The 18,766-nt window shown below is 33.6% G+C and carries 19 protein-coding genes and 1 tRNA gene; 14 read left to right on the top strand and 6 right to left on the bottom strand.

Annotated features, from left to right (window positions below; all coding sequences use genetic code 11):
• Positions 1-71: 71 nt before the first annotated feature.
• The 4 genes from kdoO (at position 72) to trhO (ending at position 2,915) form a co-directional block, all read left to right on the top strand.
• On the top strand, positions 72-950 hold the full coding sequence (gene kdoO / locus A1D18_RS06330; protein WP_071662933.1) for a Kdo hydroxylase KdoO: 879 nt from the start codon (positions 72-74) through the stop codon (positions 948-950).
• Positions 951-1,031: 81 nt separating this feature from the next.
• Positions 1,032-2,003 (top strand): biotin--[acetyl-CoA-carboxylase] ligase, encoded by a 972-nt coding sequence (locus A1D18_RS06325; protein WP_071662932.1) that lies wholly within the window; start codon positions 1,032-1,034, stop codon positions 2,001-2,003.
• A gap of 49 nt (positions 2,004-2,052) precedes the next feature.
• Positions 2,053-2,128, top strand: a tRNA-Thr gene (locus tag A1D18_RS06320).
• Between the two features lie 49 nt (positions 2,129-2,177).
• Complete coding sequence (trhO, locus tag A1D18_RS06315) at positions 2,178-2,915, top strand: oxygen-dependent tRNA uridine(34) hydroxylase TrhO (RefSeq protein WP_071662931.1); 738 nt, start codon at positions 2,178-2,180, stop codon at positions 2,913-2,915.
• Between the two features lie 259 nt (positions 2,916-3,174).
• On the opposite strand, the gene A1D18_RS06310 is transcribed toward trhO, so the two are convergent.
• The 4 genes from A1D18_RS06310 to dnaA are packed head-to-tail and all read right to left on the bottom strand — an operon-like array spanning position 3,175 to position 7,093.
• A complete protein-coding gene (locus A1D18_RS06310) occupies positions 3,175-3,498 on the bottom strand; it encodes a DMT family transporter (protein ID WP_071662930.1) in 324 nt (107 codons plus the stop codon).
• Positions 3,499-3,534: 36 nt separating this feature from the next.
• A complete protein-coding gene (recF, locus tag A1D18_RS06305; RefSeq protein ID WP_071662929.1) occupies positions 3,535-4,611 on the bottom strand; it encodes a DNA replication/repair protein RecF in 1,077 nt (358 codons plus the stop codon).
• 6 nt (positions 4,612-4,617) lie between these two features.
• On the bottom strand, positions 4,618-5,730 hold the full coding sequence (gene dnaN, locus A1D18_RS06300) for a DNA polymerase III subunit beta (RefSeq protein ID WP_071662928.1): 1,113 nt from the start codon (positions 5,728-5,730) through the stop codon (positions 4,618-4,620).
• A gap of 10 nt (positions 5,731-5,740) precedes the next feature.
• The gene (gene dnaA, locus A1D18_RS06295; RefSeq protein WP_071662927.1) at positions 5,741-7,093 is read right to left on the bottom strand and encodes a chromosomal replication initiator protein DnaA; all 1,353 of its coding nucleotides are present in this window, start codon (positions 7,091-7,093) and stop codon (positions 5,741-5,743) included.
• Positions 7,094-7,878: 785 nt separating this feature from the next.
• Between dnaA and rpmH the strand changes: the two genes are divergently transcribed.
• Genes rpmH through mnmE form a run of 5 tightly spaced genes read left to right on the top strand, consistent with a single transcriptional unit; the run spans position 7,879 to position 11,675 of the window.
• Entirely contained in the window at positions 7,879-8,013 is a 135-nt protein-coding gene (gene rpmH / locus A1D18_RS06290; protein WP_071662926.1) for a 50S ribosomal protein L34, read from the top strand.
• A 21-nt stretch (positions 8,014-8,034) separates the two neighbouring features.
• The gene (gene rnpA / locus A1D18_RS06285; protein ID WP_071662925.1) at positions 8,035-8,397 is read left to right on the top strand and encodes a ribonuclease P protein component; all 363 of its coding nucleotides are present in this window, start codon (positions 8,035-8,037) and stop codon (positions 8,395-8,397) included.
• Positions 8,361-8,627 (top strand): membrane protein insertion efficiency factor YidD, encoded by a 267-nt coding sequence (gene yidD / locus A1D18_RS06280; RefSeq protein ID WP_071662924.1) that lies wholly within the window; start codon positions 8,361-8,363, stop codon positions 8,625-8,627. The genes rnpA and yidD overlap by 37 nt, the downstream gene beginning before the upstream one ends.
• A gap of 5 nt (positions 8,628-8,632) precedes the next feature.
• The gene (yidC, locus tag A1D18_RS06275; protein WP_071662923.1) at positions 8,633-10,267 is read left to right on the top strand and encodes a membrane protein insertase YidC; all 1,635 of its coding nucleotides are present in this window, start codon (positions 8,633-8,635) and stop codon (positions 10,265-10,267) included.
• 16 nt (positions 10,268-10,283) lie between these two features.
• Entirely contained in the window at positions 10,284-11,675 is a 1,392-nt protein-coding gene (mnmE, locus tag A1D18_RS06270) for a tRNA uridine-5-carboxymethylaminomethyl(34) synthesis GTPase MnmE (RefSeq protein ID WP_245756793.1), read from the top strand.
• Here the strand turns inward: mnmE and waaF are convergent.
• Together waaF and A1D18_RS06260 are read right to left on the bottom strand one after the other, a co-directional pair.
• Positions 11,652-12,713: a lipopolysaccharide heptosyltransferase II gene (gene waaF, locus A1D18_RS06265; RefSeq protein WP_071662922.1), complete on the bottom strand. Its 1,062-nt coding sequence runs from the start codon at positions 12,711-12,713 to the stop codon at positions 11,652-11,654. The genes mnmE and waaF overlap by 24 nt on opposite strands.
• Positions 12,714-12,719: 6 nt before the next feature.
• Complete coding sequence (locus tag A1D18_RS06260; RefSeq protein ID WP_071662921.1) at positions 12,720-12,917, bottom strand: zinc-finger domain-containing protein; 198 nt, start codon at positions 12,915-12,917, stop codon at positions 12,720-12,722.
• A 254-nt stretch (positions 12,918-13,171) separates the two neighbouring features.
• Here A1D18_RS06260 and A1D18_RS06255 point away from each other — a divergent pair, with 254 nt between their 5' ends.
• From A1D18_RS06255 to speB, 5 genes are all read left to right on the top strand, one after another.
• Complete coding sequence (locus A1D18_RS06255) at positions 13,172-14,437, top strand: TraI domain-containing protein (protein ID WP_071662920.1); 1,266 nt, start codon at positions 13,172-13,174, stop codon at positions 14,435-14,437.
• 8 nt (positions 14,438-14,445) lie between these two features.
• Complete coding sequence (locus tag A1D18_RS06250; RefSeq protein WP_071662919.1) at positions 14,446-15,258, top strand: symmetrical bis(5'-nucleosyl)-tetraphosphatase; 813 nt, start codon at positions 14,446-14,448, stop codon at positions 15,256-15,258.
• 357 nt (positions 15,259-15,615) lie between these two features.
• Positions 15,616-16,806 carry a type III PLP-dependent enzyme gene (locus tag A1D18_RS06245; protein ID WP_071662918.1) on the top strand — a complete coding sequence of 397 codons (1,191 nt, stop codon included), beginning with the start codon at positions 15,616-15,618 and terminating at the stop codon, positions 16,804-16,806.
• A 21-nt stretch (positions 16,807-16,827) separates the two neighbouring features.
• Positions 16,828-17,871: a 1,9-bis(guanidino)-5-aza-nonane synthase gene (locus A1D18_RS06240; RefSeq protein ID WP_071662917.1), complete on the top strand. Its 1,044-nt coding sequence runs from the start codon at positions 16,828-16,830 to the stop codon at positions 17,869-17,871.
• Positions 17,872-17,889: 18 nt separating this feature from the next.
• The gene (gene speB, locus A1D18_RS06235) at positions 17,890-18,765 is read left to right on the top strand and encodes an agmatinase (RefSeq protein ID WP_071662916.1); all 876 of its coding nucleotides are present in this window, start codon (positions 17,890-17,892) and stop codon (positions 18,763-18,765) included.
• Position 18,766: the final 1 nt, after the last annotated feature.

Raw genomic sequence — 18,766 nt, 5'->3', positions numbered from 1 at the left:
CCAACCAACATTCTAGAAAATTAACTGAAAAAGCTATAGAATAAGAGCTTTTTAAATGGATTTAATTAAGAATGGATATTTTCTCTATCTGTACAGCCGCTGCTTGGGATATGGAATTTAAAAAACATGAACAAGAAACTGCCATTTCTGATCTTGAGTCTGGGAAAATTATTTTTTGTCCGCAACTTTCATTTAATATACATCCCTCTGAACGGATGTTATTTATTCCTTACTTGATAGATAAGAAAACAAAAAATATTAGCTTTAACTTAAAAGATAATCGTTTAAAAGGCATTAAGGCTGATCAAAAACACCAAGTTGATTTAAAATCCATGTTGGCTCGTTTTTCTAAACAAGCCAACTATTTCATGAGTTCATTATTTTCACAGTATACGAATTCACTTACCATAGGGCGCACGAGTTACCGTCCAGTGCAAATAAGAAATCGTAAAACTTCTGCGCGTAAAGATGATCGTCGATTACATGTAGATGCCTTTGCTGCAAATCCTAATCAAGGATATCGGATTGTTCGCTTATTTTGTAATATCAATCCCTATGGCGAACATCGGATTTGGCGTATAGGTGAAAGCTTTGAAGAAGTAGCCCAGCGTTTTTTACCAAAAATTAATAAACCTCTCCCTGGCAGTGCAAAATTTTTACATTGGTTAGGCATTACAAAAAGTGTTCGCACCCATTATGATCATATCATGCTAAAAATACATGATAATATGAAACTCGACACCAGTTATCAAAAACAAGTAAAATATAAAGAAGTCAGTTTTCCTCCGGGCACTAGTTGGATAGTCTCTACTGATCAAGTATCACATGCTGCTATATCAGGACAATATCTGCTAGAACAAACCTTTTATTTGCCAACAACGGCTATGTCAAATCCAAAAGCAGCCCCACTTCATATTTTGGAGAAGTTAGCAGGTCATTGCTTAATTTAATAATTAATAAAAAAGTGATAAATTGATTGGATTTTTAGATAAAATCTATTAAAAACATCATGTATTATAAAAGAGTTTCAAATGTCGTTACTAAAATCTACTTTACGCTTATTGGCAGACGGCAAGTTTCATTCCGACAAGGAAATCAGCAAGTTTTTAAACATTTCTTACAAAACAGTTCCTGAAGTATTAAAACGAATATTAGATCCTTCAATAAATTTAGAAGTAGTTAACGATAAATTTTTTCGTATCGCAGGTGGATTAGAATTGCTTGATGCTTCTTATATAATTAATGAATTAGGTGAAGCTAATCAGCTACTTTCACAGCTAGAAGTACTAACCTTTGTGGATTCAACAAATAATTATCTGCTCAATAAAATAGAATATAATGGAAATTATGTCGTTTTTTCAGAACAACAAACCGCTGGCCGCGGTCAATTTCAGCGTATTTGGTATTCAAACTTTGGAAAAAATATAGCTTTATCTCTTCTATGGCAATTCACAAATCCACTTAATAAATTAGTAGGCTTAACCTTAGTAGTAGGTATCGCCGTTGTGAAAGCGCTTGAAGAATACGGGCTAAAGAAAATACAACTGAAATGGCCAAATGATATTATTCATGAAGGAAAAAAATTGGCTGGAATTTTAATTGAATCACGATCTATTGATGCTAAAATAAAAAAAGCGGTTATCGGTATTGGTTTAAATCTTTATAATCCGACTCAATTTCCCATTGATGATCAAGCAATTACAAGTATTTTTTCGCTAAAAAATTTACCACCACAGCGAAATCGACTAGCTGTGCTCATTTTAAAAAATTTACTTCATGCGCTCACTCATTTTGAAACTAAAGGCTTAGATTATTTTATGCAGGATTGGCAACGTCTCGATAATTTAGTGGGCAAATTAATCACAATACAAAATCAATCCAATATTATAGTAGGTATTGGAGAAGGAATAAATGCACAAGGTCAACTTTGCGTACAAATTAAAAATAAAATCCATTATTTTAATAGTGGAGAAATTGGAGTAAAGTTAAAAACTGACGATTAAAATTGCTAATTTATATTAAATTGACTACAATTTGGCTCTTCTATTCATGGCTGGAATAGCTCAGTTGGTAGAGCAACTGATTTGTAATCAGTAGGTCCCGGGTTCGAATCCTGGTTCCAGCACCAGAAAATTCTATTTTAATTTGCAACCATTAAAACTATCTAAAATGACACTATGTTATCTATTATCAATATAACTACTTATCGTTTTGTTCGACTACCCAACAATATCTTGCCTAAATTACAAATTTCACTTAAATCAAAAGCAACAGAATTAGGCCTGAAAGGAACAGTGTTGTTAAGCGTTGAAGGAATTAATTTATTTATATCTGGTGAGAGTGATGCTATTAACTCCTTTCAAAATTTTCTGAATACTTATTCATACTTTCAAAATTTAAAATTTAAAAAAAGCTTTTCTAATTTTCAACCCTTTAAAAAAATGCTAGTCAAGCTGAAAAAAGAAATCATATCTTTTGGTATTGATAGTATTAATCCCACAAAACATACTGCTCCCTATATCACTCCCGAAATGCTCAATATTTGGCTAGAAAATAGACCCAATTTAGTCCTTTTAGATACACGAAATACTTTTGAAGTTGAACTCGGTAGTTTTAAAAATGCCTTAAATTTAGGCCTTAAACGGTTTAGAGATTTTCCTAATTCGGTAAAACAATTACCGGAAAAATTTAAGCAGTTACCCATTGTTACTTTTTGTACCGGGGGAATTCGTTGCGAAAAAGCAGCCGCCTATCTTTTAGAAAATGGTTATACAGAAGTTTATCAGCTAGAAGGTGGTATATTAAATTACTTTGAAAAATGTGGCGAAAACCACTTTAAAGGACCTTGTTTTGTATTCGATGCTAGAGAAAGTGTAACACCCAATCAAGAAAATCGTAATCAAATGAGTTTTTGATTACGATTTTAATTCAAAAAAAACCTTAGTTAAAATTATCTTATTTTTATCAAAAGCATTAGGTATTTTTTCTTAATTTTTACTACGTAACCTAGGTAAACTATAGCTTAAGTAGCTTTATATGCGCAGATGATGCTACAGCCAAAGTTCCAATGAAAAGCCGCTAACTCTTTTAAAACTCTTTAAAACTCAGGCTGATTTCAAAAGTTTTTAGCTTTCGAATCATGTAAAAATCAGTGATGTTTCACGTGGAACATCACTACTTACTTGACACTAGTTTTAATCCGAGTATCGAGCCTATTAATAAAGTTAAAAAAAGCACCCTCAGCAATGATAAAGGATCTTTAAAAAACAACATTCCTATCACAGCTGTACCAAAAGCACCTATTCCTGTCCATACTGCATAAGCAGTCCCTAATGGTATTTGAAGAATTGCTTTATTCAAAAGAAATAGACTTAAAATTGAGAAAAATATAAAACCTAATGTGTATTTTATTTGTGTAAATCCCTCTGATAACTTCATACAGGTTGTAAAACCCACTTCAAATAAACCTGCTACTACTAAAATTAACCAGGGATTCATATTATTTCCTCATATATTGAATAGAAAGCTTTAAATTTAATTTTTTTCCCTAATTTCACCTTTCTCTACCTGAAATATTTTCCCTAATACACTAGTTTCCAACTCTTTTATCAAAGTTTTTTCTATTGTCGTAATAAAAACTTGTGCTTCTAAGTTATTAAGTAATTTCATAAGCATATTTTGTTTGATGGGATCAAGCTCTGAAAATAAATCATCAAATAAATAAATACATGATTTTTCTGTTATTTTTTTTAATAATATGCCTTGTGCCAATTGCAATGCACATGTTAATAGTTTTTGTTCTCCTCGCGATAATACTTCATGGACAGGATTTCCATTTAACTTTATTAACAAATCTGCTCTATGTGGGCCAAATTGCGTATATGCCAATTTGTAATCTCGCGCAACTGAACTGGTCAGAATTGAATCTAAATTTAATCTTTTATCCCAACCCTGATAAAAATCAAGGCTTAAACCTTGTAAAGTAACTAGTTTCTTTATTAAATCTGTGATTAAAGGTGTTAATTGTTGCAAATATTTTTCTCGCAATAAAGTTATCTCGTTAGCAGTCTCTGTTAATTCTAAGTCCCATATCTTAATTTGATTCATTGGAACTTGCTGTTGCAAAGCTGCATTACGTTGCTTTAATATTTGCTGAAAACGTTGCCAAACATGAAAAAATTTTGGTTCCACGTGAAACACGCCCCAATCGATAAACTGCCTACGAGCCCGAGGGCCTCCACTTAATAAGTGATAGCTATTAGGGTTAATAAATTGAAGTGGTAATAATTTAGCCAATTCACTAACAGGATTAGCATTATTACCGATCTTAATTTTTGTTTTTCCTTGGCGTATTTTTTCTAAGCCCACTGTTGTGGGACATGATCCCAATATGACTGAAAACAAATTGAAACTTTTTTCATCATATTGAATAGCCCGGCTCGCCAAACTACTCCGAAAAGAACGACCTAAACTTAAAAAATAAATGGCTTCAAGTAAACTAGATTTACCACTACCATTAGGCCCATAAATAAAATTAAAACAGGGAGAGAACTCAAGATCTAATTCAGCAAGATTTCGAAAACAGTTTGCTTTCAAACGAACCAATTGCATAAGATATTACAGACGCATAGGCATAATGACGTATACACTAGCATTTTTTTCTTTAGCCTCAAGTCTTACGCTTGCTTCTGCAGATGTTAATGTAATCTTAACTAATCCAGGCGGCAAACTGTTTAATACATCCATAAGGTAGCTAATATTAAAGGCTATACTTATATCCTTTCCTTGGTAAGACACATCTAGATAATCTTCGGCATTCTCTTGTTCAAGATTATTGGCAAAAATGCGTAATAGATCATTTTTTAACTCTAAACAAACACTTTTATGTTTATCATTAGACAAAATGCCAACTCGGGACAAAGAAGCTTTGAACAAATCTCGATCAATTTCTAGAATTTTATCGCCGCTTTGAGGAATAACCCTATCATAGTCGGGGAAGGTACCATCGATCAGCTTAGAAATAAATGTATAATCCTGCATATGTACCCTTAGCTGATTTTTAGTTAAGAAAATAGTTAAGTTATCGTTTTCTTCATCACTTAATAAACGTGAAAGCTCATGAATAGCTTTTCTAGGAACTATAATTTGATTACTATCTACTGTTATATTCGCTTCTTTTACATTAAGTGCTAAACGATGGCCATCCGTTGCTACCGCTCGTAAGCTTCCCTGACCTAGTTCCCATAACATTCCATTTAAAAAATAACGTACATCTTGTTGAGCCATAGCAAAATTAGTCGACTCTATCAAAGAACGTAAACCTTTCTGTGATAAAATAAACTCTACTTGTTCAGGGTGGTTATCTAAGACTTCACTCATTGGAAAATCTGAAGCAGGTAAAGTAGATAAATTAAATCGACTACGACCACATTGCAGATATAATTTATCTCCTTTTTGCTGAAATTTTAGTTCGCTATCTTCAGGTAAACTTCGACAAATATCCATTAGCTTTCTAGCAGGTGCAGTGGTTGCCCCAGATTCGCCTGGTTTTTCTAAAGCAACACGACCCGCTAACTCTACTTCCATATCAGTGCCCAATAAAGATAAATATTTATCATTCAATTGTATTAAAAGATTGGAAAGTATAGGTAAAGTTTGGCGACGCTCAATCACGGCTGTTACTAATTGTAAAGGTTTTAGTAAGTTTTCACGATTAATTGTAAACTGCATTTTTTCTTCCTCAGCTCGATAAAGTACGCAATAAATTGATAAAATCTTCTGCAACACCGGTATTCGTTTTTTTTAATTCTTGTATTTTTCGGAATGCATGCAATACCGTTGTATGATCGCGCCCACCAAAAGCACGGCCAAGTTCAGGTAAACTGTGATTTGTTAATTCTTTTGCAAGTGCCATAGCAATCTGACGCGCCCGCGCCAAAGAAGAAGTACGCCGTTTAGAAAGTAAATCAGAAACTTTAATTTTATAATATTCAGCGACTGTTTTAATAATATTATCTACTGTGACTAATTTATCTTGCAAAGCGAGTACGTCTTTTATAGCTTCGCGCACTAACTCAAGTGTAATCTGTAATCCTGTAAACTGTGCATAAGCGACTACCCTTTTTAATACACCTTCAAGCTCTCTTACATTGGAATGAATTCGTTTAGCAATAAAAAAAGCAACTTCCTGAGGTAAACTTATTTTAGTTTGCTCAGCTTTACTAATTAAAATAGCGACTCGAGTTTCAAGATCGGGAGGCTCAATAGCAACAGTTAAACCCCAACCTAAACGTGACTTTAATCGCTCTTCTACTCCTGACATTTCTTTAGGGTATCGATCACACGTTAATACGATTTGCTGTTGACTTTCTAATAAGGTATTAAATGTATGAAAAAATTCCTCTTGAGAACGATCTTTTCCTGCAAAAAATTGAATATCATCAATTAATAAGGCATCTAGCGAACGATAATAAGTTTTAAAATCATTAATTGTATTAGTTTGCAAAGCTCTAATCATATCAGCAACAAAACGTTCAGAATGCAGATATAACACTTTTGCATGTGGATTTTTAAGTAAAATAGCATTACCAATTGCATGCATTAAATGAGTTTTACCTAATCCAACCCCGCCATACAGTAATAAAGGATTGTATGCACCGCCAGGATTTTCTCCAACCTGTACAGAAGCTGCACGCGCTAATTGATTAGATTTACCTTCGACAAAATTAATAAATGTAAAATTTGAATTGATATGTGTTGCTGAAACCTTAACAACCTTAGATTTTCCTTTAAGATCTTGATTATTTCTTACTATCGGAGATATTTGAGATGTCTGATTATTGCGACTACCGACTCTTAATATAACTTCTGGAGGTGCTTCATCTAATTGAGTTAAAATCTGATTAATATGAACCAAAAATCTCTCATTTACACAATGTAATACAAATTGATTGGGTGCCCATAGGACAAGTTGGTCTTCTTTTTGCTCTGCCTGCAACGGTCGTATCCAAGTATTAAAATCTTGGAGTGATATATGATCTTGAAGTCGATCTAAACATTTTTGCCAAACGAACGTTGCTAAAGCGGTTGCCACAATAATTCCTCTATCCTATAAAATAAAAGGTTTAACCGACCTAAGTTCATATCATAATTCTTATAGCTTATCTAGCCTAAGCTCATTAAAAAAAAGATATTGGGTATTTACAAGTAGTTTCTAATAAAATTTTTATAGACATACCAATGTAGAGTTTTTTCTAAAATTACTATCTATATAAAAAACAAGCTTCTTATTGAATAACAAAAATTGCTAGTTATATAAACAATTCAATTTCTAAACTTCTACAACATTGCTTCGCTCGTCTATTTTTTTGCACCAATTCTATATTTTAAATATCTGTTAATAATAACTAACAAACCTGTGTGTATAAGTATTGAAAAAAAATGAGATTTTCCTCGCCATTAAAACTACACGTAGTAGCACACATTTATTCCCAACTTATCCTTGGTTATTTTTGTAGTTAACTCTATGAAAAATCTAATAAAAATATAGTTAATAACAGAAATATCCTTGCTTTATTATCACATCTATCTATTTAAAATAATTTATTATAATAATAGGGTGAAAAGTAATAAGTTAAAAAAAGAAGCTTTTCATTTTTTATCGGTTTAACAGAATTTCAAACAACATGTGTTAATCTAAATAGACTAATAAATATCAATTTATTTGATTTATACAAAAGCAACCAATCATTTAAACAGGTTTTAAGGATCCAATAAATATTTAGAGCGACAAACGGACTAAGAATTGACAATCTAAATAGGGTCACCTAAGATACGTCATCTTTAAAAGACAAAAGACCCTTAGGGGTAGTTATAATTATGAAAAGAACATATCAACCCAGTAATCTTAAACGTAAGAGAACACACGGATTTAGAGCCCGAATGGCTACGAAAAAAGGTCGTTTAATCCTTAAGCGACGTCGTGCAAAGGGCCGCTTGCGCTTAACTGCTTAGTTCTTTCGGTTATTTCTTCACTTGATAAAGATTAACCAAGGTTTCATTAAGTCATTACGACTTCAACGAGCAGAAGACTTTCAACGGACCTTTCGATTAGGGGATAAACAGAAACAAGGTAGCTTAATTGTTTATACTAAGCTCAATGACTTAGGTTATGCTAGGTTGGGGTTAGCTGTGGCAAAGAGGATAGTTCCAAGTGCGATCTCTAGGAATCGGCTTAAGCGCCTCATACGTGAGAGTTTTCGGCTTAATCGGCATAAGTTGCCTAATGTGGATATTATCATAGTAGTCACAAGTCGATCTTTATATAATAATCAAGTTTTGTTGTGTGATTTAGATAAACAATGGTCAAGGTTAGCAGTTTATTACAAAAGAGCCTGATCTTTTTATTGCAGGTTTACGGTTACCTTATTAGTCCCTTAATAGGGCACTATTGTCGTTTTTATCCAAGCTGCTCTAAATATGCCCAAATAGCAATTAGACGCTATGGTGCTTGTAAAGGACTGTACCTGACTGTACGACGATTATTATGTTGCCATCCTTGGCATTTAGGTGGATATGATCCTGTCCCACCACTTCCTGTTTCTAAACTACCAACTAAAATGAGTTAATTTATATGGAACTGGCCCGTGTTTTTTTATTAGGCGCTTTGTTTTTAATAGCATTTATGTTATGGAATGCATGGCAAAATGAATACCCACCTAATAGTCAAGAAATAGGTTCTGCAAATTTTATAAAAAAAGAGCTGCTTGATAATAATAAAACAGTAAAACTACCAGTGCCTTTAGCTGAAACAACTCTTCCAAGTAAAAACGAAAAACAAAACCGTTTTATCCATGTGAAAACCGATGTACTTGATGTTTGGATAGATACTTTAGGAGGAAACATTGTCAAAGCTAATCTTTTACAGTACCAACAACATCCTAATCAAGTAAGTTCCTCTCCATTTCAATTATTAAGCGCTGATCCAGCTAATTATTACGTTGCTCAAAACGGATTAGTACTATCCGGTAAAAAACAGATTTTTCAATATTATAGCTCTAAAAATAACTATAGTTTAGATCCAGGGCAATCAGAGCTTAAAGTTAATTTAATCTGTAATACTTGTGGAAAAGCACAGGTTCAAAAGCAGTTTACATTTAAAAGAAATGATTATTTAATCCCAGTTAGTTATCAAATATCGAATCATTCGTCTTCTATTTGGGAAGGACGACTTTATATCCAATTTCAACAAAAGAAAATTGCTCAAGCACATAGTTTATTTAATATTAGCTCTTATACGGGTGGGGCGATTTCTACGCAAGATAAACCTTATCAAAAGATTAGTTTTGATAAAATTGGGCAAGGAAATATCTCATTAGCTACTCAAAATGGTTGGGTGGCTATGTTACAACATTATTTTTTAAGTGCTTGGATACCGCCGGTTGGACAGGAATTTCACTTCTATAGCTATGCAAAAGGAGATATTTATACGCTGGGTATGTTAGGTATGCCCTTTCAGGTTCAGCCAGGTATGGAATTTATCAGTCAGAGTAAGCTTTATCTAGGCCCTGAAATTATGGATCGTTTAAAAGCGGCTGCTCCCCATTTGGATTTGACTGTGGATTATGGAATTTTATGGTTCATTTCCATGGCACTTTTTTGGTTACTAAAACACATCCATCACTATGTTGGAAACTGGGGATGGTCGATAGTTATCGTAACGATATTAATCAAATTGGCTTTTTATCATTTATCAGCTAAAAGTTACCGTTCCATGGCTAGTATGCGTAACTTACAACCGCGTCTACAGGCCTTAAGAGAGCGCTACAGTGATGATAAACAAAAGCTAACTCAAGTTACCATGGAGCTCTATAAGACCGAGAAAGTGAATCCTTTAGGGGGATGCTTGCCTATATTGGTGCAGATTCCAGTGTTTATTGCACTGTATTGGATGCTTTTAGAAAGTGTCGAGTTACGACAAGCGCCATTCATACTCTGGATTCATGATTTATCGACCAAAGATCCTTACTATATTTTACCTATTTTAATGGGTATCACTATGTTTGTTCAACAACGCCTCAATCCACCACCGCCAGACCCAACACAAGCTAAAGTGATGCAGTTTCTACCTATTTTCTTTACCGCTTTATTTTTGAATTTTCCTTCGGGATTAGTGTTGTATTGGGTTGTGAATAATACACTTTCAATTTTACAGCAATGGTTTATTATGCGTCGAGTAAGCATTGAGCTATCAAAAAAAAAACGATAACAGTGATTAGAAGAGAGTGAGTAATTTTGAAGCAATTTTAACTCAAGACAGCGAAACTATTGTTGCTCTTGCTACTCCTCATGGCAGAGGAGGAATAGCTGTCATTCGTGTTTCAGGTTCCAATATTCAGCGTATTGCTACTCAATTACTGGGGCATGTGCCTAAAAAAAGATATGCAGAATATCTTTCATTTTTATCGGAAGATGGAAGTACTATCGACGAAGGCCTTGTTTTATATTTTCCTGCGCCAAATTCTTTTACAGGTGAAGATGTTCTCGAGCTGCAAGGTCATGGGGGGCCTGTCATTGTAGATTGCCTATTGAAGCGGGTAATGCAGCTAGGCGCTCGATTGGCAAGACCAGGAGAATTCACCGAACGAGCATTTTTAAATTCAAAGCTTGATCTTGTACAAGCGGAAGCTATTTCTGATTTAATTGATGCAGAATCAGAACAAGCAGCACGTGCAGCGATGCGTTCACTACAGGGAGATTTTTCGCAGCACATTAACCAGATGAGAGAGATCTTAATAGACTTAAGAACATGGTTAGAAGCAGCGATAGACTTTGCTGATGAAAATATAGATTTTTTAAAAGATACTGAAATTGTAAATAAATTACATTCTATTTTAGCAGATATTCAAAAAATAAGAAATTTAGCTAAACAAGGTACTTTATTGAAAGAAGGGTTAAGCTTGGCTATTGTTGGCCCACCAAATTCAGGAAAATCAAGCTTATTAAATAAATTAAGTGCACAAGAATCTTCAATTGTGACTTCTTTTGCTGGAACTACTCGCGATGTGATTAGAGAAAAGATTCAAATTGAAGGGTTGTTACTTAACGTCGTTGATACTGCCGGATTAAGAATTACCGCAGATGAGATTGAAAAAGAAGGGATTAAAAGAACGCTAGCCGAAATAGTTAAAGCAGATTTAATTTTATGGGTCGTTGATCATGCGACAATTTCGACTGGAGATTCAAAATTTTGGAAAGAACAACAGTCTTTTTTAAAAGATTTTTTTAACGATAAACGAATTATTATTATAAGAAATAAAATTGATCTTAAACAAGAAAAAGCGAGTATAGATAAAGAAATGGATTTTGATGTTATTAAATTATCCGCAAAAACAGGTGAAGGTTTAACATTACTTTTTAATCACTTAAAAAAATGTGTAGGCTATACCATTTCACCTGAAGGTAATTTTAGTGCTAGACGTAGACATTTAGAGGCTTTAACTCAAACTGAAATTGCTTTAACGAATGGATTAAAAAAATTAAAAGAAAATCAATTTTCAGAACTGCTTGCTGAAGATTTATCTATAGCACAAAATTATTTAGGAGAGATTACCGGCCAATTTACAACGAATGATTTGTTAGGAAAAATTTTTTCAAGTTTTTGTATCGGTAAATAATTTTTCATTATTTATTAAATCATCGATAGCTTTTAGAACAATTTCTGGTGTTAGTTGTTTTAAACAATTGAAATGAATCAAAGGGCATTCTCTTTCAAAGCAAGGGCTACAGCTAAGTTTTAAGTAGATTATTTTAGCTTTTAACGATAAAGGAGGCGTAAATTCTGGACTACTTGAACCATAGATTGCAATTAATGGCTGACCTAATGCTGCGGTTAAATGCATAAGTCCAGAGTCATTACTAATAACCAATGCAGCAAAAGATAAAACATTTAAAGCTTCTACTAAGGATGTTTTACCAATGAGATTAATACAAGCATTTTTAGTTAGTTTTTGTATTCTATGTCCCATAGGTTCATCAGATTTAGAGCCGAGTAATACAATTTGCCAAGCTTTTGATTTTTTATGATTTGCGACTTCTGCAAAATATTCTGCAGGCCAACATTTAGCAGGACCATAAGCGGCACCTGGGCATAGTATAAGTAAAGGTTTTTTTTCTTCAATTTGGAATAAGTTTTTAAGCTTTGCCCTCTCGTAATTAGGGTTAATTTCAAGATGAGGTTGGAAAGTTTGCCAATCCAAAGTTTTATTTGCTAGACTTTTAGTATTCCCTAACATTAGAAAACGCTGGACCATCATAGGGTATTTTTTTTTATTTAAAATACGCCAATCATTTAATAAGCCAAAACGCATTTCGCCGACCCAACCTGTTCTTATAGGGATACGGGCCGCAAAAGGAATAATGGCAGATTTCCATGAATTTGGAAGAATAATTGCCTGTTGGTATTTTTTATTTCGTAATCCTTTTCCAAGTTGCCAGCGTTTTTTTAATTGAAATTGAGAGTGACCTAAAGGCATCGTGAATATTTCATTAATTTCAGGCATAACAGAATATAGTTCACGGCTCCAAGCAGGAGCTAACACATCGATTATTGTCTCTGAGTTTTGATGCTTTATATATTTAAGTAAAGACTGCACAATGACTATATCGCCTATCCATGCAGGGCTGGTAATAAGAATTTTTTTAGGATCATTCATAAAGTGCTAGCTAATTTTATTTTTCAAAAAATATTCGGTTCCGCAATAAGGGCAAGTAACATGACCAGTTTTGGCAATAGGCAAATAGACTCTAGGATGCGAATCCCATAAGGAGCTATTTTTTAAAGGACATGATAGAGGAAGATTTTGAGGGCTAATTTCATAATAACGTTTAGTTTGACTGCGTTTTAATGGTAATGACATAAAAAACCTCTGGGTTATCGTACTATTATTTTGCCAGTTCCATGCTAAACTGTATAGAAATTTATCTTTTTTATAGGATAAAATAAGGTTTAAGCTCAGCTTATGAGAAATTTATTCAATCTACTTCTGAATAACTATTCTTTAACTAAGGATTAAAATTAACTATTTTAATAATTTTTAATTAACTAATAGATTTACTCTATTGATTTCTAGTCATTTAATTAAGCATATGCCAACTTTAAAGGTATTGAAAAATGGTAATGTTCCAAGGCCTACGGCCCGGTTTTAAAAAAATCAATAAACCTAAAAAAGCACAAGCTGATCTGAATGTTATTAAAACAGCTGATGACCTATTAAATACAGAAAATAATTTGGTATTAATTGAAACTATAAAATTACTCGTTAAACCACCTAACCGTTTTAATTATTTATATTTACCTATTATTAGGAAATTTGCTGAATTTGTTCAGGCAATTCCTTTAATGCAGTATGGATTTTTTAATCAGGAAATTAATTTTTTAGAAAGAGGTCTGGAACGAAGCGCAAGAACACTTTCTTTATGTTTGAAATATTTTTTCCCAGAAGAAAGCGATTTCATTAATATTAGTAATAGTGATGCTTTATGGATTTATGCGACATTTACCGCGGCATTATTTTTAGATATTGGTAAACTTACCGTTAAATATTCTATAATGGTTTATCATAAAAAATCCTATCCACTTAAAAAATGGAATCCTTTTTCGGGTTCGATCTTAGATTTAGGACATTATTATAAAATCGATTATGTAAAAGAAAATTACGATAATTTAGAATATTCAACAACACCTATGTTGGCGCGTCAGATTTTAGATAGTGTAAGCAACCTTTCTTTAGAAACAGAAGGTTTTAATTGGATAGCAAGTGATTTAAGAGTACTAGAAATCTGGTTTTATTTATTATCTGGTAAAGAAGATCGAATTCCTATGACGTCATTTATGTCTATGGTTCCGCGTGCAGAAATTGAACTTATAGAAAATTCGCGATTAATTGCACAAATAGCTGCAACTGATCCGAGTGGAGAGGCATTTTTACAATGGTTGCGTAAAGAATTAGCAGATGGAAAAATTTTAATTAATGAAAAAACTGCTAAAATAAGCATATCTGATGGAAAAATATTTATATCTACGGCTCTTTTTCAAGAATTTGCTAATATAAATCCAAATTACAAACACCCAGAAGTTATAGAGAAACAGTTTATTGATGTTGCAAAACTTTATCAAATTCCTATTAGTGAGCTAGATCAACGTTATAGGGCTTTTGGCGGTTTGTCTGGATTGGATGATTTAAGTAAAAGATACCGGACAGTAGGTGGGATATCTACTACCCAGGAAAACCAAAAAAATTCATTCCAACGAGTTTTACAAGGAGATATTCGTTTGATTTCTCTTATTACATCGAATATTTCAATACAGAGAATTATTAATTTAGATTCTGCCAAAAGTCCTACAAAAAGTTTTATTTCACACAATTTAACTAGTTAGTTTTTACTATGGCAACCTATGCGATTGGAGATATTCAGGGTTGTTTTGATTCTTTGATCCGATTGTTAGATAAAATTAACTTTGATCCCCATCATGATACTTTATGGTTTACAGGTGATCTTGTGAATAGAGGACCTAAATCATTGGAAGTTCTTCGTTTTATAAAAAAATTAAAGAATGCTCACATTGTATTAGGTAATCATGATTTACATCTTTTATCTGTCGTCTATACTGGCGTGAGTTTAGATCCGAAAAATAATTTACAAGCTATTTTAAATGCACCAGATACAGAAGAATTGTGTACTTGGTTAAGGAATAGATCGTTGTTACATCATGATGCTAATTTAGGCTATACCTTAGTACATGCCGGTTTCCCTCCCCAATGGGATCTAAATAAAGCAATGGCATGTGCGCAAGAAGTGGAAACAATATTGAAAAGTAAACATTATATTGATTTTTTAAAAAATATGTATGGTAATGAACCCCACCGATGGAGCGATAATCTTAAGGGTTGGGAGCGATTAAGATGTATTACAAATTGTTTGACCCGTTTAAGGTTTTGTGATATCAAAGGAAATTTAGAGCTCATGGCTAAGGGAGTTAATGCGAGATCGGACAATTATTTTCCTTGGTTTAAGTTACCTAATCGACGTAGCAAAAATTTAAATATTTTGTTTGGTCACTGGGCAGCATTGCAGGGCCAAACTCATGAACCGAATGTATATGCTTTAGATACAGGTTGCGTATGGGGAAAATGTTTAACTACAATGCGTCTTGAAGATAAGGCACGAATTAGTATAAATTGCCTGGATCAACTCTAGTGTATGCAAGTTGAATGCATGGAGTTAATTGAATCTAAACATGGTTAACGAATAGATGAAAGCACAGCAACCCTATTATATAACAGGACAAAGCCAAGCTATAATGATTTTAAAATTAACAAATAACTTTTATCCAAGTTGCAAAAGGTATCGGGATCGTTACTTAAACGATAGTATCGTGAAAATAACCTTATGAAAGGTTGGTTTTTTACTATGAAATTTTACCTTGTGACTCTAAATGCTGAAAATTCTGAAGCATTAATTTCTTTTTGCCTCCCTGGCAATAATACCTCTAGGAAGATTTTAAAAGCTCGTACGAGCTTTTAAAAATATATTATTGAATAGAGGTATATGAATATGAAACTACAAACTATTGCGTCTGTTGTGGATAACAGGCCTTCTCAACCAGTTTTTGTTTTTCGACCCAACGTTATGAAGTGTGCGATTAATTATTTTCGTACTCGATTTCAAGGACGCATTTTATATGCCGTTAAAACTAACCCCGAAAAACAAGTCATAAATCTTTTGCAGCTGCAAGGTATTAAGGCTTTTGATGTCGCTTCCTATGAAGAAATTCGTATGATTAAAAATCTTGTTCCTGATGCTGAGCTTTATTTTATGCATCCGGTAAAATCTTCTTTTGCAATCCGAGAAGCTTATTTTAATTATGGAGTAAAACATTTTGCTTTAGATAGTTTGGACGAACTAAAGAAAATTATTCAACATACTGAGAATGCCAAAGATTTGTGTTTGCATTTGAGGTTGGCCATTCCAAATACATTTGCTGAATTTAATTTATCGGCCAAATTTGGTATTAATTTGGATGAAGCTCCGCAACTTTTAAAAAAAATACGAAAAGTAGCCTATAAGTTGGGTATTACTTTTCATGTGGGTTCACAATGCATGCACCCAGACGCCTATCGGATTGCTATACGATTAGCTAATAACTTGATTAATCAATCAAACACTCAAATTGAATATTTTGACGTGGGTGGAGGATTTCCATCTATTTATCCCGGCATGACACCACCCGCGTTAGATATTTATTTCAATGTTATTCATAAAGAATTTGAAGTAATTGCTAACTTGTTTCCTCAGATTGAATTACTTTGTGAACCGGGTCGGTGCTTAGTGGCAGAAAGCACATCTGTTATTGTGCGCGTAGAATCACGAAAAAAGAATCGTTTATATATTAATGATGGCACTTACGGTAGTCTTTTTGATGCGGGTATTCCACATTTTATTTTTCCAGTACGTTTAATACATACAGCGCATAGAAAAAATAAAGATCTGGTTCCATTTAGTTTTTATGGCCCTACGTGTGATTCTTTGGATTATATGGAGGGGCCTTTTTATTTACCTAGTGATGTAAAAGAAGGAAATTACATTGAAATTGGACAAGTGGGAGCTTATGGTAGAGCTCTTTCAACAGGATTTAATGGTTTTAAGCAAGAAGAAGGGGTCATTGTAGTTTCAGATAAACCTATAATGAGCATGTTTTCTGCAATTAATTTACAGAAAACGCGAGAATTGACAGCTAAACAATAAACTTATTTATAAGGAAAACCGATGGATACACAAGTCTGTAAAAGTTCATTAAAAGAAAAATTATTGAATAAATTTGTTGAGCATATTGATATTACACTTTTTGATGCTCGGCCTATTATTGACTCAATGACTGCTATGTCCTTTACTTCACGTGATTTGGCACGTGCTACGCAGATTTTTAACACTATGCTTCAGGATAAACGTTGTAGCATAATTTTAACAATTGCAGGTTCTACCTCAGCAGGTGGTTGCATGAAGCTATATGCAGATTTAATAAAATACAATATGGTGGATGCTATAGTGGCAACGGGAGCAAGCATCGTTGATATGGACTTTTTTGAAGCGTTAGGTTTTCGGCATTATCAAGGTAGTTCATCTTTTGATGATGGAAAATTACGTGATTTACAGATTGATCGTATTTATGATACCTATATTGATGAAGAACAACTTCAACGGTGTGATCATATTATTTTAGAAATTGCTAATAATCTTAAACCACAAGCCTATAGTTCCCGAGAATTTATCCATGCCATGGGTGCGTATTTAGCAAACGGACATGCCAAAAAACAAGATTCTTTAGTCCAATTAGCTTACGAGTATGATGTTCCCATTTTTTGTCCGGCTTTTACGGACTCTTCTGCAGGATTTGGTTTGGTACTTCATCAGGTAAACAACCCAAATAAACATTTAACAATTGATTCGATTCGTGATTTTCGTGAACTCACTGACATCAAAATCAAGGCGGGTACTACTGGTTTGTTGATGATTGGCGGTGGTGTGCCGAAAAATTTTGTCCAAGATACCGTAGTGTGTGCTGAGATCCTTGGGAAATCTGTCGATATGCATAAGTATGCTATTCAAATCACCGTTGCAGATGTGCGAGATGGTGCTTGTTCTAGCTCAACATTAAAGGAAGCCTGTTCATGGGGTAAGGTAGATAGAGCTTACGAACAAATGGTTTTTGCTGAAGCAAGCTCGGTATTACCACTTTTAGCCAGTGACGCTTATCATCGTGGTTATTGGAAACTACGTAGTCGGCGAGACTTTGCTAAATTATTTAATTAATAAAAAAAGGTTTTTAATATGCACTGTATGGAGCCAAAAAAGGCTTTTTTAGGCTTGGATAAAGAAGATGCTGTTGCCTATGAAGATGCTAAAGCAGTCATTATTCCGTTTGGTCTAGAAAATTCGGTTACGTATGGTGGAGGTACTGCTAAAGGACCCGAAGCTATTATTCGTGCATCACACGAAGTTGAACTATTTGATGAACATTTGTGGTGTGAGCCTTTCCGCCAAATTGGAATTGTTACATTAAATGAGCCAAAAATTGACTTTGAAATTTCTAACGCTTTACAACAATTAGAAAATATCGTCGAAAAAGTCTTATATGATCAAAAATTTCCATTTGTTTTTGGTGGTGAACATTCTATTACGATAGGTGCGATTCGTCCTTATCTAAAAAAATACGATGATTTAATTTTACTCCATTTTGATGCCCACGCTGATTTACGAAATGGATATCAGGGTCAACATTATTCCCATGCTTCAGCCATAAGACGTTGTTTAGATCATGCCAAATTGAAAGTAGTTTCAGTTGGGATTCGTAATGTTTCAAGAGAAGAAATTCCCTTTATTGAAGAAAACCGCGACAGAATACATATTTATTGGGGCAAAGACAAAAAAAGATGGGATGTCAATACAATCGTGTCTCATTTAAAAGACCGTCCTATTTATTTGACATTTGATGTCGATGGATTTGATTCAAGTGTTATGCCGGCAACAGGGACACCCGAACCGGGTGGTTTATTCTGGGAAGACGCTATAGAAATTATTACAGCAGCGAGTCAGGTTGGAACTATTGTTGGTGCTGATATTAATGAACTTGCTCCTATTCCTCAATTACATAGTTGTGATTTTTTAGTCGCAAAACTAGCCTATAAAATTCTTTCTTTAATTTAAA

It is taken from the genome of Candidatus Rickettsiella isopodorum (assembly GCF_001881495.1).
GTDB classification, from domain to species: Bacteria; Pseudomonadota; Gammaproteobacteria; order Diplorickettsiales; family Diplorickettsiaceae; genus Aquirickettsiella; species Aquirickettsiella isopodorum.
This window is presented reverse-complemented; position numbering and strand designations above follow the sequence as displayed.